This window comes from Gilliamella sp. G0441, assembly GCF_050589305.1.
Lineage (GTDB): Bacteria > Pseudomonadota > Gammaproteobacteria > Enterobacterales > Orbaceae > Gilliamella.
The window spans coordinates 25,054-40,914 of sequence record NZ_JBNRJF010000016.1 but is presented as its reverse complement, the minus strand read 5'-3'; the positions used below and the strand labels follow the sequence as shown (position 1 = coordinate 40,914).

The 15,861-nt window shown below is 35.0% G+C and carries 17 protein-coding genes; 4 read left to right on the top strand and 13 right to left on the bottom strand.

Going from position 1 to position 15,861, the window contains the following annotated elements; translation table 11 throughout:
* Together ACKJXD_RS11120 and ACKJXD_RS11115 are read right to left on the bottom strand one after the other, a co-directional pair.
* A partial coding sequence (locus ACKJXD_RS11120) for a hypothetical protein (protein ID WP_430876320.1) occupies positions 1-250 on the bottom strand: 250 nt, incomplete at its 3' end.
* 343 nt (positions 251-593) lie between these two features.
* On the bottom strand, positions 594-1,022 hold the full coding sequence (locus ACKJXD_RS11115; protein WP_430876319.1) for a universal stress protein: 429 nt from the start codon (positions 1,020-1,022) through the stop codon (positions 594-596).
* A gap of 562 nt (positions 1,023-1,584) precedes the next feature.
* Between ACKJXD_RS11115 and ACKJXD_RS11110 the strand changes: the two genes are divergently transcribed.
* Positions 1,585-2,169 (top strand): Maf family protein, encoded by a 585-nt coding sequence (locus tag ACKJXD_RS11110; RefSeq protein WP_430876318.1) that lies wholly within the window; start codon positions 1,585-1,587, stop codon positions 2,167-2,169.
* A 29-nt stretch (positions 2,170-2,198) separates the two neighbouring features.
* Here ACKJXD_RS11110 and ACKJXD_RS11105 read toward each other — a convergent pair whose 3' ends face one another.
* The 10 genes from ACKJXD_RS11105 to ACKJXD_RS11060 all read right to left on the bottom strand — a co-directional run bounded on the left by ACKJXD_RS11105 (position 2,199) and on the right by ACKJXD_RS11060 (position 11,594).
* The gene (locus ACKJXD_RS11105; RefSeq protein ID WP_430876317.1) at positions 2,199-2,873 is read right to left on the bottom strand and encodes an ABC transporter ATP-binding protein; all 675 of its coding nucleotides are present in this window, start codon (positions 2,871-2,873) and stop codon (positions 2,199-2,201) included.
* The gene (locus tag ACKJXD_RS11100) at positions 2,873-4,084 is read right to left on the bottom strand and encodes an ABC transporter permease (protein WP_430876316.1); all 1,212 of its coding nucleotides are present in this window, start codon (positions 4,082-4,084) and stop codon (positions 2,873-2,875) included. The genes ACKJXD_RS11105 and ACKJXD_RS11100 overlap by 1 nt, the downstream gene beginning before the upstream one ends.
* A gap of 51 nt (positions 4,085-4,135) precedes the next feature.
* Positions 4,136-4,609: a DUF4418 family protein gene (locus tag ACKJXD_RS11095; RefSeq protein ID WP_294826943.1), complete on the bottom strand. Its 474-nt coding sequence runs from the start codon at positions 4,607-4,609 to the stop codon at positions 4,136-4,138.
* Positions 4,610-4,621: 12 nt separating this feature from the next.
* Positions 4,622-5,284 (bottom strand): ABC transporter ATP-binding protein, encoded by a 663-nt coding sequence (locus ACKJXD_RS11090; protein WP_294826940.1) that lies wholly within the window; start codon positions 5,282-5,284, stop codon positions 4,622-4,624.
* 9 nt (positions 5,285-5,293) lie between these two features.
* Positions 5,294-6,436 carry an ABC transporter permease gene (locus tag ACKJXD_RS11085; RefSeq protein ID WP_430876315.1) on the bottom strand — a complete coding sequence of 381 codons (1,143 nt, stop codon included), beginning with the start codon at positions 6,434-6,436 and terminating at the stop codon, positions 5,294-5,296.
* Between the two features lie 16 nt (positions 6,437-6,452).
* A complete protein-coding gene (locus ACKJXD_RS11080; protein WP_430876314.1) occupies positions 6,453-7,739 on the bottom strand; it encodes an ABC transporter permease in 1,287 nt (428 codons plus the stop codon).
* A gap of 23 nt (positions 7,740-7,762) precedes the next feature.
* Complete coding sequence (locus tag ACKJXD_RS11075) at positions 7,763-9,013, bottom strand: Fe-S-containing protein (RefSeq protein ID WP_430876313.1); 1,251 nt, start codon at positions 9,011-9,013, stop codon at positions 7,763-7,765.
* A gap of 99 nt (positions 9,014-9,112) precedes the next feature.
* Positions 9,113-9,676, bottom strand: coding sequence for an iron transporter (locus ACKJXD_RS11070; protein ID WP_430876312.1), 564 nt, complete (start codon positions 9,674-9,676; stop codon positions 9,113-9,115).
* Positions 9,677-9,752: 76 nt separating this feature from the next.
* On the bottom strand, positions 9,753-10,961 hold the full coding sequence (locus ACKJXD_RS11065) for an FTR1 family iron permease (protein ID WP_430876311.1): 1,209 nt from the start codon (positions 10,959-10,961) through the stop codon (positions 9,753-9,755).
* Positions 10,962-10,967: 6 nt separating this feature from the next.
* Complete coding sequence (locus tag ACKJXD_RS11060) at positions 10,968-11,594, bottom strand: nitroreductase family protein (protein WP_294826923.1); 627 nt, start codon at positions 11,592-11,594, stop codon at positions 10,968-10,970.
* Between the two features lie 519 nt (positions 11,595-12,113).
* Between ACKJXD_RS11060 and ACKJXD_RS11055 the strand changes: the two genes are divergently transcribed.
* Positions 12,114-13,043 carry a TIGR01212 family radical SAM protein gene (locus tag ACKJXD_RS11055; RefSeq protein WP_430876310.1) on the top strand — a complete coding sequence of 310 codons (930 nt, stop codon included), beginning with the start codon at positions 12,114-12,116 and terminating at the stop codon, positions 13,041-13,043.
* Between the two features lie 215 nt (positions 13,044-13,258).
* Here ACKJXD_RS11055 and ACKJXD_RS11050 read toward each other — a convergent pair whose 3' ends face one another.
* A complete protein-coding gene (locus tag ACKJXD_RS11050) occupies positions 13,259-13,699 on the bottom strand; it encodes a hypothetical protein (RefSeq protein WP_220215686.1) in 441 nt (146 codons plus the stop codon).
* A gap of 229 nt (positions 13,700-13,928) precedes the next feature.
* Between ACKJXD_RS11050 and ACKJXD_RS11045 the strand changes: the two genes are divergently transcribed.
* Both ACKJXD_RS11045 and rfaP read left to right on the top strand, forming a co-directional pair.
* Entirely contained in the window at positions 13,929-15,053 is a 1,125-nt protein-coding gene (locus tag ACKJXD_RS11045; RefSeq protein ID WP_430876309.1) for a glycosyltransferase family 4 protein, read from the top strand.
* Positions 15,046-15,849 carry a lipopolysaccharide core heptose(I) kinase RfaP gene (gene rfaP / locus ACKJXD_RS11040; RefSeq protein ID WP_220215688.1) on the top strand — a complete coding sequence of 268 codons (804 nt, stop codon included), beginning with the start codon at positions 15,046-15,048 and terminating at the stop codon, positions 15,847-15,849. Before ACKJXD_RS11045 ends, rfaP begins: the two co-directional genes overlap by 8 nt.
* The last annotated feature ends 12 nt before the right edge of the window (positions 15,850-15,861 follow it).

The window sequence follows — 15,861 nt, the reverse complement described above, 5'->3', positions numbered from 1 at the left end:
GAACAGAATCAATAGCGATATGTTTATTAGGGCTATTAAAATTGATCGTATACCGCCATGGCTGATTTAATTCTTCTTTACCTTCTATTGATAATACTGAAATTTCCGCTGAGGCATCAACACTATCAATGGAAAGAATATAATGATTGAGTGCTGAATTTTCCATAAAAGAAGATAAACCATTGGTAAACTGCCCCTTTATATCCATTCCCACCTCACGTTTAATATTTAAATACTTTTGACTATCCATGTAAAATGACTACATAAATCACATAATAATGATAAGCTAAAACACGTAAATTAATATACGTGTTTTCATTATGCAGTCAACTCATTTTACTGTTATTTACTTTTTTATATATTTGAAAAAGATAATGAATTTTCTTTATTATTGATATATGGCAGAATATATTTTGAGGAGTAATTATTTAAATTTGGGTAACCAGTTGGTTTAAGAAATATCAAAATGAGCATCCATGTATTGCTAAAATTTCAATCATCATAATTTTCGCACTGATAATCACTCTAAAAATAGATAACTATCTACAAGGAGCTTTTATATTCACTCCTTATAGGTATCTATTGGGTAAACTTTAACGAACAACTAAAATTGACGTTTGAGCGCCACGAACAACACCGGATGCATTGGAACCTAATAAATGGGTGGTAATATTTGGACGGCGAGATCCTAATATAATTAAATCGGGTTTTAATTCTTCTGCTATATGGAGAATTTCATCTCTTGGATTACCAAATGCTATCGAAAACGATAAGTTTTCTCGTGGAAGGTTAATGGTATCAAGCAACTGGTGAAATGCTTTTTCAGTTTGCACCGTTGCTTTATCTTTAAATTCATCAAAACCAAATGAATAAGCATTTACAATAGCGGATGCAATAGGTAAAACGTGAAAAAAAATAACGTCCGCATTCGATAATTTGGCTAAACATTCCAAATGTGGAATCACTTTTTGGGTGAGATCATTTTCAAGAATATCAATAGGAACAAGAATTTTTTTATACATAACCAATACCTCGCAAATAACATTTGATAACACAACTTTTTATTTAAAAAAATAGAGTCATTACAAATTATCATACTAGTTTTAAATTTATTTGCTAATATTTTAACTTACGATTAATCAAACTGAATGTTTGGTGCAATTGTGTTGATCTTATTTATAATGGTGAAAAATTGTTTATAGTTGTATATATTAAACCAACTTTAACGCAAGCAACAAACTGATATAAAAAATAGGTTGGAGCAACGTCGATCCCTTGATAATGCTTTACCCTTTCAAGCAATATACAATCATGCTAATCTTATTATTACTATATGGGATAAATAAAAACCAATTGGAATTACTCATTGTATAACCGATTTTGTTGTTATCGACTGTTCAGCCAATCTTGCAGTTCATGAAAAATTTCAAAAATTATAGTTAATCAATTAATAAAAAAGTGCCCAAAGAAGAGCAATCAACATTGTGATATGACTTTACTTACTGCGCTTAAGATTATTGATTATTAAGGTCATATCGGTTTTAATGCTTATCCTTTAGCTTGGATTTTAGAAGATAAATTGACATGAAAATCATATTAGCATCAACATCACTTTCTCGAAAAAAAGTACTGGAAAAATTAGCCATTCCATTTGAGTGCGTAGCACCTATTTGTGACGAAACTCCACTTCCTGGAGAATCTGCAAAACAGTTAGTTGTGCGTTTAGCAACGCTTAAAGCTCAATCATTAGTGGCTCAATATCCAAATAGCTTAATTATTGGTTCTGATCAAGTTGGCGTTTTAGATGATCAGATTGTTTGTAAACCCCATACTGTCGAAAATGCTCGTAAGCAATTAAGAAATAGCAGTGGTAAAGCGTTTTATTTTTATACTGGTATGACCGTTATCAATACCGTCAATGGACTATCAACCACAATTTGTGAACCTTTTAAAGTCACTTTTCGCCAGTTAACCGATGCTGAAATTGACGCATATATTTTAAAAGAGATGCCATTACAGTGTGCTGGTAGTTTCAAATGTGATGAGCTCGGCATTACTTTATTTGATAAATTAGAGGGTGAGGATATCAATTCGTTAGTGGGTTTACCCTTGTTAAAATTGAATAAAATCATGATAACAATGGGATATAATCCACTTTTGATCTCATAAGTCAGCGTTCACTTAAGTAACACACTGACTTATTTTTCTTCGTTGGTCAATCGACCCGCTGACATTTTCATAATTTTTTGGCTATAACTTGCCACATCATTATCATGTGTGACAATTAATAGTGCAGTACCTTGATGATGTATATCGGATAAAAGTTGCATAATGTCAGCAGCACTTTCTTCATCCAGATCGCTTGTCGGTTCGTCAGCAATAATAAGTTTTGGCTGACAAATCAGTGAACGTAAAATAGCAATACGTCGCATTTCACCGCCTGACATATTAGCAGGATAGGCATCTTGGAGATAACTGACCTTCGCCTTTTCAAGTAGGCTTTGAGCATAACTTAAACAGTGTTGATTTTGGCGTTTGGTTAGATAGAAAGGTAAGCGAATATTTTCTAATGCCGTTAAATTTGGCAACAAACTGCTACCTTGTGGAATGTAACCAATCTGTTGATTACGAAACGCAGACACTTGCTGATCATCAAGCTCAAATAAATTGGTATTATTAAGTATGATTTTACCTTGAGTTGGCGTAAGTAAACCAGCAATCATATTAAGTAAGGTGGTCTTACCACTGCCTGATTTTCCCATTATGCAAACAAATTCATCTTTATTCATTGTGAAACTTACGTTATTCACTGCCGAGAAAATTTGCTTACCTCGTTGATAATCCTTGCGTAAATTTTTAATCTCCAACAACATTATTCACCCTCTCTTAATGTGCGATAAGTATCAAATTTAGTTATGGATAATGCTGAGTAGATACATGAAAGAGGCCCAATAATTAAAGTAAGAATAAACACTATTGTGGCATAGATTACTGCATCTAACAGTGAAATGCTCATACACGGTAAACCAATTGATTGGCAAATCAATAAGCTAAATGCATATAACAACACGCCAGAGATGATGATTCCGGCAATAGCGCCTAATGCACTAATAATTAATGATTCACGTAGTAACATGCTGACAATATCACGACGTGAGGCGCCTAAAATACGAAGTAGTCCAATTTCTCGTTTACGCTCATTTAATGTCGAAGAAAAAATGATAAAGATCACCGCAATAGCCAGTATCCAGAAAGTAGCAGATAAACTATACACAATGGTCGAAAAGCTGTTTAAATATTTAGCTATATTGCTTAACATACCTTTAGTCATAACAAAGTCGATATTGTAATCTATAGCATATTTCGGCATGATTTGATTGACGATATCTTTAGGTTGAGAATCGGGATCAACCTTGATAAAAATCGACGAGGCATAATTGGCAAAATGATCGACATCGCCTTCAATTAATTTTGCTTCTTTCATTAAAGATTGTGCCGCTGACATGGTCATAAATACAGAGGTGTCAAACCCCATACCTGTTGAATCCATTTTTGCTGCCACTTTATAGGGATGATTAAAAAACATAATTTCATCCCCAATATTTGATGTAATTTTTGCGCCAACCACAACTTCATTATCGTTTAATGGATTAGTTAACTGTGATTGTAACCATGGTTTAATGACAAAATCGCTATGTTGATCAAAGCCAATTAATTGCACTTTAGAACTACAACATCCAGCGTTTAACGAAGCGATAAAAAGTTGCGGTGAAATAGATTGTATCCCTTTAATATTTTTGATTTTATCCATTAAATCAACTTTCAAATAGAAACTACTCGGTTCACCACGCAATAATGCTACTTCAAGATTTTTTTCATAACCATAAGGGACTATCAGGATATCTGCTCCTAAACGATCCGCCATACCTGAAATCCCTAAACTCAGGTTTTTCATTAATACACTACCACCGAACAGTGTCGCAGAAAATAGCATGATAATAATAATCAGACAGCAGCTACGAAAAGGTCTACGTTGTATATTTCGCCATGCTAGATTGGCAATAGTTATAGGAGTTTCTTGCATGTTTTATGTCCATCTATCTAATATTTTTTTAATGATTTTATTAATTCATACTTAATTTTTTTTAACGAGTTTATTTAAATAGAGTGAATTAAGTATCGATACAACAAATAAAATACCAGATAACAGAACTAGAGCAGGTTTTGCGCCCATATTACATCGCATCATCTCGTTTGAGCATACCCCAATTAAAATAGTCGGAATAGCGATAGCCAAAAGTGAAATACACGCTAATGCCATACTTAAACCAAGACGAACAAAAATTGTCCGACTCAGTAACATTAATGTGCCAATTACTATGATTAATGCACCAATACCTAATTCGGCTCGGGCAGTCCAAAAACACTTCATAATTTTACCGGCACCTGTATGCATATGCCCAGTATTGGCAACCTGATTGTTTATGCCATGAGCGGTATTGACTAGTGCATCGGGATGAGGACACACAGGTAAAATATAGATGGGAAATAGGATAATCATTAATCCAAGAAACACAAAAAATAGTGATAAAATTATTCGATTTTTCATATCATTAAAGCCTTATTTATTATTAATCACACGTGCCACTTTACCATGCTCTAAAACGACGGTGGTTTGTGCATGTTTTGAGACATCAACCGAATGCGTTACGACAATAATAGTACTACCTTCTTCGTGTAGCTGATGAAGTAAGTTCATCACCATTGCTTCATTATTTTCATCTAGATTACCCGTTGGTTCATCGGCTAAAATTAATTTCGGATAGTTAATTAATGCTCGAGCAATACATAAACGTTGTTGCTCACCGCCTGACAACTGGCGAGGTAAATGCTTAGCTCTTGCTGCCAGCCCTACCCGCTCTAATGCTTGCAAAGCTTCCTTTTCATCTACCATACTATGATAATATTGCGCTATCATGACATTTTCGAGCGCCGTTAAATAAGAGACTAAATGAAATTGCTGAAATATTAATCCAATTTTATCTCGGCGAATTTCGGTTAATTGTGGTAATGAGAGTTGAGTAATATCTTGCCCATCAAGTATTACTGATCCAATTGAAGGTTTATCCATACAACCGATAATGTTCATCAATGTGGTTTTACCACTCCCTGACGGCCCCATTATCGATAACCATGTTCCTTCTTCGACGGTTAAGTTCACTTCCGATAATGCATGCAGTGAACCATAAATTTTAGAGACATTATTAACTTCGAGTATATTCATACTTACATCCTATTCGCCACGTAAAACGAGTGCAGGTTCAACTTCAAGCGCTCGTTTTACGGGAATTAAACACGCAATGACAGTCACAATAGCTGAAATAACAATTGTTGTTGGGATGAGGTAAAACTCAATCACAATAGATCGACCAAATACATTAGTGCTTATCACCTGTGCAAATATCACTCCACAAACGACACCTATCATCCCACCGATAATGCCTAAGACTAATCCTTCGGCTAAGAATTCTTTTGCGATACTTTTATTGTTTGCACCAATTGCTTTTTTCAGTCCAATTTCTTTTCGACGCTCCATGACTACCGTCATCATGGTGGTGGCAACGCATATCATAGTCAGTATTAGCACCACAAAAGTGACTAAATAAAGTAATGAAGACAGTTTACCCAATACGGATGATTCAGATTGTGTTACCCATTTAATTAAATGAGGGTCGACCGTTGAAGAGTTTGCTTTTATCCTATCAATATAGTGTTTTAACTCATCTTGTGTGGCTGTAATACTCACTTCTACCACTTCCGCTTTATCAGTATCCTTCAAAAACTCCCCTAGATCCGGTAAACCAATAAAAATATAACCATCTTCAGTACGTCCGGTTTTAACAATTCCCGTTATTGTTAACTCTTCGTTGTAGCGTGAGTCTTGTTTGTTTTTTCCTAAAACCGGTATGGTGCTTCCAATGGTTAATTTGGTAAAGTTTGCAATATCGGTACCGATTAAAATTTCATGGGAATGTTTAGGTAGTTCGCCTTCAATTTTCCAATAAGGACTTGTTTTCATCACTTGTTCAAAGTCCGTACCAACCATAATATAAGGCTGTTGATTACTGCGAATAGATTCATAACGAAACGGGGTAACACCAAGTAGTTTTTCTTTTGGTAATAAACTTACCGCTTTTGAGACATCTTCCATTGTCATCATGGATTGATTATCAGCAGGCATTAATAACATATTGGCACCATAAGATCGAAACTCTTTTCCCATTTGGCGAGGAATATCATAACAAAGTGTTATCATACCAAGTAAAACTGTTGCCCCTATTGCCACACCAAGTAAAGCAATAAGAATACGTGAACGGCGACGAATTAAAGAGCTAAATACTGTTTTAATGATAAAGCGCTGATTTTTATTAATCATGATTTTGACCTTTCAATTACCGTCCATGTAAAACATCAGTTGGGCGTAAAAACATCATAAAACGCAATGCTGGTAAACTTCCCATAAACGTAATAAAACTCACCATGATGAATACCAATGGAATGATGAGCATTTTAGGCTCAATAAATGAACCAAATACCGTGTGACCAATAATCTGTGCAAAGCCAAGACCAATAAAATAGCCGAAAACACCACCCAACAAGGCAATAATAAAAATCTCGGTTAAAACTAACATTGCAACAGCTCTATTGGTTGCACCAAGTGCTTTTAAAAGTCCGATTTCAGTACTACGCTCAATGACATTAGCAGTCACTAAATTAGAAATAGCAAGCGCGGAACAAATTAGTGATAGAACCGTTAATAAAAGCATTAATAACTGCGTTTTTTGTAAAATAGATCCCTCAGATTCGGCGACTTGCATAATGGCTTTTACTCGCACATCTGGCATCAACTCTTCTATTTGATAGGCAATCGAACTAATATATGCTGTACAATACCATGTATCCCATTCTGCTCTTGATAAGCTATTAGGATCTTGCGCTGCTTTTCGGGCCAATTCATTTTCAGGCGTCGTTAGCGCACTCACTTCGATCCGTTCAACAAGACCATTTTTATTTGCTAAGTTTTGCGCAACAGGAAGGGAAACATAAAGTTGAGAATCCTCAACTCCACCACTATGAAAAATATTATTGATGGTTAATGTAATCGTATTTTTAGTTTGCGGCGAAATCAGTTCAATCGTATCACCGATTTTTAAATTCCACTGTTTAGCGACTGTCTCGCCAACCATTACACCATGCAAGTTATCATCTTGCATGGGGCTTCCTTCAATTGTCCACCATGACTTCATCGCTAACATCCCCGTGTCCACTTCATCACCCGTTGGAATGTTAAGATGCTTATTAAACCATGTTCCAACAAGCGTAATTGGCTTACCATTAAAGGTTGCTTGTGTGGTTAAATACGGGGTAAAATCAACAATATTATATGCCCAGAAGATCATTTTAATTTTGACTAAATCATCTTGCTTAATATATTGAATAGAGGCTTGATTTTCAGCATTTTCAATTTGATACAGTTCACTGACTAAAGCCGTACTACGCGGCACGATGTTTAAATTAGCGCCATAAGCTTTGAGTTCTTGATTCACTTTATCTCCCACGTCAAACATTACATTTAACATGGCGGTTGCTAACGATACCCCTAAAGCAACGGTTAATGCTATCAAAAACAGCTTCTTTTTTTGACGAACTAATACACTTAGTAACATTCTGTGAAACATATCTTCTTCCTTTGGAAAAACTTCTACTTAAAGCGAGTTTTTTCTGCTTCAAGGTGAGCGGTGCGAATCACCATATTTCCGTCAATAATCTCATATTTAAGTGGAACTGGATTACAGCCACCTGAAAATCCGATAGTGGCAATATTCATAACCACATCACATAAAATACAAACCACTTGATTGCCACGCTGATAATAGCCACTTGCTCCACAAATATCACATGCATCAAACCCGACGCCATAAGCATTCTCACTTTTCTTGATAACGATAAAACGAATTAACGTACCGTCGGATGCTTGAAAGCCATATCGATGTAAATTACCATCATTGACTTGAGTAAGAGGAATAACAATTAACCCCTCTTTATTTGCAGAAACAGGCTCAGCTGGCGTTAACTCCACCCCTTTTTCAAAGATATAACGCGCACGTGTAACGGTATAAGCGGTCATTGCTATGCCAGCCATAAGTAGTAACGAGGTTCTTCTATCTGTGCGTAGCTGTGCTTTGATTTTGCGGATTTGAGCCGGATTACTCCCGACTAAAGAAGTTGTTTTAGATTTTATATATAAAACAATCGTGATTAACAGCACAATTGCCATAAAAATAAATGTAAATAAATTGACATGTGCCAGAATAAAAATAACTAAATCCATCATCCATTTTTGTGTGGAGATAAGACGTCGGACAATTAAAATTTGAAGTAAATTAATGCTGTTTGCAATCGTGTAGATCACAATAGATAAATAGGCAATAACAATAACAAATTTAGTCGGTAAACGACCACATATTCGATAAGTAAACCGACCAATAAAAACAACTAACAATAGTGCAAATCCATAACCAATCCATTTGAACAGATAATCATTATTAAAAATAGATTCCATTCCAACATCGAATTCAAAAGGAAAAAGTATTAAATTTGGTAGACACTGAGCAGTAATTAAACCAATAGCAAATACAGATAATCCTATAAATAGGTGCTGATAAATTGGTCTTGATGAACGCATTCGAATAAGGATGATGATTAACAATGGAAGAGTAATAACTACCCAAAAAATAATGATACCAAGATCGTAATACTCACGAACAGCAAAACCTGTGTTACGTTTCAAAATGGCATAGGATAATGCAGCAATAAATCCCGAAATACTACCAACAACGATAAATGTTTTTATATGAAGGGTATTGAATTTATAAATTAGCGCACAAACTAACGCTATCATAATTGCAGGAACAAAAGTATTATCGGTGATGTTGATCAGGTATTGCAGCATAATGATTGCCTAATTATTGCTATTTATTATTGACGAGCGTTAAACTCGTCAATAATCTAGTACTTTATTACTCATTATTTCGATTTGGTTAAATGAAAATTACCAAGCTCGTGGGATGTAATCAAAGTCCCAAGAAACTTCAATTGGTTTACTCCAAAAACGGCCTTCAACACCGGTTTCTTTATCTACATGTAATAAATAGCCTTGTTTTTCAGGATTTTCGATAGTGAAGGTTACTTTATATTTGCCAGCACCATCAAGTTTAACGTTATTACCATAGTGAGGACCATCAGAAGCATTCATCGGCATAAAATTGCCTTCAATTGTTTTATCGCTACCTTGTTTCTGAATTTTATATTTAACCGTTAAATAAGGAATGAAATCACCCACGCCATAGCCTAATTTATTTCCTTCAGCGGCCGAAATATCTGCTTCTAGATGCATATCAGATTTTGAAGCTGGAAGTCCCCCCATTCCAGCGGGTTCCATATCTACTGGTTGGAAATAAACTGCGCCAATGTGCAAAGGCCCTACTGTCACTTCATCACCAATTGGAAATTCTTCAAAACCTTTTTGCTCACCTGGAGCTGGTGCTGCAGCATAAGCAATCGAAGATAATGCCAGTATTGATGAAATCCCTGCGGTTAATAATACTTTTTTCATTGAAAACTCCTCTAATTTTTTAACTACTTTTTATTACAAATAAACTAAATTGCTATCGCTACCAATACTTGCTTGTTTAATGTTTTTTCCGTTTTTTATTATAATTTGTTTTGTAGTACAAAATGGACAATGCAACAAGCATCACCATAAATAATTGTGGAGCTAATGTTTCAGCAGTTGGATATATTCCCAGCACTTCAATTGAGTGAACATAATCAACAGGTGTTACCTGAATAATATCAGCTTCTTGTAACTCCTTGACTCCACCACCGGCAAAAGCAATAGCCATGATATACATTAAGATACTTGTGCCAATAAAAAATGGTTTGAGAGGCAGTCTCATTGTTCCAAAACGAATGATAATGAAGATAACTGCTAATACTAGCGTTCCAAGTGCTAGCCCATACCAAACCATGTCCATGTGTTCTTTACTTTCGCTCAACATAGCTTGATAGAATAAGATTGTTTCAGCCCCTTCGCGGAAAACTGCTAAAAAGGCAGCAAATCCCAGCGCAATACTACTACCTGAAGATATAGCACTTTTGACCTTATCTTCTACATAATTTTTCCAGGCTTCTGCTTCAGCTTTTGAGAACATCCAGTTACTAATGAAAAATAAGACGATTGTCGCGGTTAACATTGCGACACCTTCAATAATCTCTTGATTAGCACCGCTAAGATTGACAATAGAATTAAGTGCTATTGCAGCAAGAACACTAGCAAAAACGGCAAAAAGTGAACTCATATAGACCACTTTTACCATACGGATATTTCCAGAACGCACTAAATAGGCAGAGATAGCAGCAATCACTAATATTGCTTCTAATCCTTCCCTAAAGATGATGATAAAGGAAGCTAATAGTACACTCCAACCACTCTCTTTTTTACCGTCTAATTCGTTAGCATCTTCATGGAGCATTTTTAAAATGACATCGATTTCGGCACGAACAGTTTTATTTGGTACACCATCAGACATTAAACGCTTAATTTTTGCGAATTGATATTCAGTATCGGTTCCACGCTTACCTGAAATATAAGACATAACGGCGCGTTCAACACCGTGTTTTTCATAAAAACCAAAATAAGCATTATTAACGCGAGCTTTAGCCTTTTCAGGATCTTTCATAAAATAGAGATCATAGGCATCATTAAGAATGACATCCATTTCGTCAATAATCGCATTCCATGTCTCATATTTTTTTTCAACTGCATAAGATGAAGAAACAAAAGCAACGACGCTAACAAAAAATAGCAATGTTAGCGTTAAATATTTTTTCACAGCCATAACCTCTTATTTTCCTAATAACATCAAACCTATTGGTTTATTGTCTGAAGGTAACTGTAATTCTTGACTAATAACGTCTGGTTTAATGGCGTGTATATAACGTGCACTTAAGTCCAAAGCAGCTGAAGCTAAGTAGACGTTTTGACTCATTGCACCTACAGCAATATTACCAAAATTATTAGCTTTTTCTTCTTTGATATTATTAAATGCAGCTGAATCAGTAACAAAAATCAGCACATAATTAGCTCGTTTTACAAAATTTTGTAAACCGACATCGGCTCGAATATCTTTATTGTTTATTTCTTTTAGATAATGTCCTTCCCACTCATACAAAAAGGTTCCTTTTTCGCTTGCAACATAAATTCTTACATAAGGTTGTTTACCCGTACCCATTGGAACAGTCCAGCCCGTTGTTCCTCGATTTAAACCACTTGCGGCCCAGAGCACAGTAGAGAGTTCTTCATCCGAAATTTGTCCATTAGGAAAACCAGGACCTGGTGTTGATGACCGTTTTTTTAAACTTTCAAATAAGCTCATTCCATCTTTTGTTTGAGGAGCAGGTAAAGTAATATCGGCATAACATAGAGAGATAGAAAATAATGATGAGAATAAAATGACTACTATTTTTCGCATAATATACTGCATAATTACCTCTGACATTTTTGTAATCTAATGGAGGTGCTATCTTATTGCTAATAATTCCAATTATCAATACAAACTATCATTTTTATCATTAAAGTAATAAGAAAATTAGCGATAATTTTTTAACATATTGATTTGTAATCATCTATTTTAAAAAAAGATTTCATGCCTTAAATCCTATTAAATTACCTTTACTTAAATTTTTTATAACAACTCATATCTTATTTATTACTGAAATGTTATATACACTTTGTATGAAGTTTTACTCGATTGACTGACGACTATGAAAATTTTGTATCACAACACTTTATTATCATTAACACTATTTTTTATTCAAAATTAAAATGCTTTTTTTCGAAATTTCTGTTTGCAGGCTTGGGACATTATTAGAAGATTTTTTGTAAATAGATTTTTATGAGTAAAGGCGCACAAGAATATAAAAAATTTGCCACAAGTTGAATTTAATTCATTTGCTTCGTAAAATAGCCAAAATTTTATTTTTGGCTGATTATGCAACTTCATTTAGTCGTTAATACATTTGGTTCAGACCTGCAACGCCGTTACGGCGAAAAAATTTATAAACTAACTTTACATGGTGGTTTTAGCTGTCCTAATCGTGACGGAACTATCGGTGTTGGTGGTTGTACCTTTTGTAATGTCGCCTCGATCATTGATGAGTCCATTCAAGTAAAAACGATTTCACAGCAGCTTGCCCAACAAGCGCATCAGATGAAAAAATCCAAGCGCTATCTTGCCTATTTTCAGGCCTATACCAGCACTTATGCCGAAGTTGAAATACTCAAAAATATGTATGAAGAAGCACTCAATAGTGCGGATATTGTCGGGCTTTGTGTCGGTACTCGCCCGGATTGTGTGCCAGATGAAGCGCTGAATTTACTTGCCAGTTATCATGCAAAAGGCTTTGAAGTTTGGCTTGAGCTTGGCTTACAAACTGCTCACGATAAAACGTTACACAATATAAATCGTGGACATACGTTTGATGTCTATCATCAAACTGTGCAAAAGGCTCGTCGTCTTGGCATAAAAGTTTGTACTCACTTAATTATTGGTCTGCCTAAGGAAACTAAGCAAGATAATCTAATAACGCTTGATAGCGTGTTAAATAGTGGTGTAGATGGTTTAAAACTGCACCCGTTACATATCGTAGAAGGCAGTATAATGGCGAAAGCATGGCGTGCAGGTCGGCTCGATATACTCTCTTTAGAGCAGTATGTTGATATTGCTGGCGATATCATTAGGCAAACTCCGTCAAATATTCTCTATCATCGCATCTCAGCCAATGCCCGCAAACCTACCCTACTCGCTCCGGATTGGTGCGAAAATCATTGGCAATCAATGAATGCCGTAGACCACAATTTAAGGCAATTTGGTGTTCAAGGTAGTGCGATTGGGGATGATTACTGTTACACTCAATCCTAGAAAATAAAATCCTATTCACTTTTTGATTAGAAAGTAAATTCAAATTGCCTCAAAAAAGCAGTATTAATTATCAATAATGAATGAGATTAAAATAGAAATAGGAAGATTATTATGTTCTGGCACCAGAATATGAAATAACTAAAGCGAGATTATCGATTTAAAATCATTTAACATCGCTTTAGTTCATTAAATTTTCAATTAAAAATGATTCAAGTCTAAACTTTTGAATGAGTGTCTAAACGTTCATTTATATCGTTAACAATTTTAGATAATGTTTCACGTTCAAAAAGAGAAATATCAATATCATATTCTTTGCCGTCATAACTAATGCATAAAGTTTCACTAATACTACACAATAATATAAATACACCAAATGGCAGCAGTAAAATCTCAAAACTCACAAAACCTGAAAACAGATTGATAATTCCTTTTATTCCTAAAAAAACCAATATTACGGCGATTAATACCGCTTTAAGTTTAAATGTACGAGTAGTTGAAACAGAGCGAATACTTTTTGTTGGAATTTCTCGATTATTTACGGCACTACTACTAAGAGGATTATTAAATTCGTCAACTTTGACGACATCATCATTAATTTCAATTGTTGATTTCTGCCAAGGGGTTAACATTGATTGCTTGAATTGATAAACTGCCATTTCTATTCCTTATTTTAAATTGTTAATAAATTTTTTAGGTGTACTTTTTTGCGTTGAGAATATTATCACTTACTAATCATTTTAACAATTAAACTAATCATGAATTAAATTGTTAAAGCAAACAAAAAATGACATTTCATTTTCGCTAAAAACTAACAATAAAATCTATTTTTTGTACCTTGTCTAGCAACAAGTATATAATATGCCTTTCAAACTTGAGGCAATGTGCATGCAACTCGCTTTTTGTATCTATAAATATTTTCCTTTTGGTGGTCTGCAACGTGATTTTTTGCAGATTGCTAATGCTTGTCTGGCTCGTGGACATAAAGTTCGTGTCTATGTGATGGACTGGCAAGGCGATAAACCTGTCAATTTTGATATCATCTTAGTGCCTAAAAAGGGGATTTCGAACCATCGTCGAAATCAGAATTATTACTATTGGGTGAAAGATCATTTAAATGCAAATCCTGTTGATAGTGTAGTCGGATTCAATAAAATGCCTGGATTGGATGTCTATTTTGCTGGCGATACTTGTTTTGCAGAAAAAGTATCACATAAAGGTTTTTTTTATAAGCTGTCTAAACGGTGTAAACACTATTTAGCATTTGAAGATTCAGTATTCAATCCTCAACATAATACCAAAATTATGGTATTAACTAAGCAACAAATTAGCGATTTTGAAAAATATTACCATACTCAAGCATCTAGATTTGTATTGCTTCCCCCCGGAATTGCAAAAGATCGTCAATATCACATTGATTCGCCAATTAAACGGCAACAATTTAGGCACGCAAACCACATCCAGCAAGACGCTTTTGTCATCGTCCAAATTGGGTCTGACTTTAAACGAAAAGGTGTTGATCGCTCATTAATTGCGATTGCTTCATTACCTGAAGAGTTAAAAAAACAGGTGATCTATTTAGTTGTAGGACAAGACAAACCAGACGCTTACCAAAAATTAGCTAAACAACTTGGTATTTTACAGCAAGTGCGTTTTTTTTCGGGCCGTGATGATATTCCAGATTTTCTATTTTCAAGCGATTTACTGCTACACCCAGCAAGACAAGAAGCTGCTGGCATGGTGTTAATAGAAGCATTAGCGGCAGGCATGCCAGTAATTGTATCTGGCATTTCAGGCTATGCTTATCATGTACACGATGCCAATGCCGGTGTTGTGCTTAACGAACCGTTTGATCAATCAAAATTAAATCAAGCCGTCTATCATGCCATAGTAGACAAACAACAATTGTTATCTTGGCATAATAACGCCATTCACTATGGCGAAACAGCTGATTTATATCATCTGGCTGAACGAGCCACAGACATTATTTTAGGTTGCAGACATTATGAATGAAATCAAACTTAAATCACCGTTCGATCAGCTATGGAAAAATAAAGATCCGTTTACTGAAGTTGAATTGATTTCGGGCCATATCTATCGAGAGGTTAAACAGCGAAAAACATTAAATTTTAAGCTAGATGGGCATTCTTATTTTATTAAAATTCATCGTGGTTCAACAATTAAAGAGATTCTAAAAAATCTGTTATCATTCAGATTGCCCGTTTTAGATGCTAAACAAGAATGGGATGCTATTCATCGTTTAGAGCAAGCTGGGGTCAATACCATGGATGGACGAGCCTTTGGACGTAAAGGCCTAAATCCTCTTACCCGTCATTCATTTATTATTACTCATGATCTTAATCCTACTATCAGTTTAGAAGATTTCACTCAATCATGGTCGATAACACCGCCTAGCTATCACTTAAAGCGTTCATTAATAGTGTATCTGGCAAGAATGACTGCCAATATGCATGCAGCGGGGGTCAATCATCGTGATTGTTATCTATGTCATTTTCTGCTTGATTTACCGTTGTTTCAAAATCATCAACAAATAAAATTGTCGGTTATTGACTTACATCGGGCACAAATTCGTAAGCGAGTACCAACTCGTTGGCGTGATAAAGATCTGATTGGACTTTATTTTTCATCCCGCAATATTGGATTAACAACGCGGGATATTTGGTTATTTTTAAAAGTTTATTTTAATAAACCATTAAAAACGATTTTACAAGATGAGCATAAACTAATTAGTCGCACGCAACAAAAAGCAGAAAGAATCCGACAACGGACGGAAAAATATGATCTATAACTATAAGGAAAT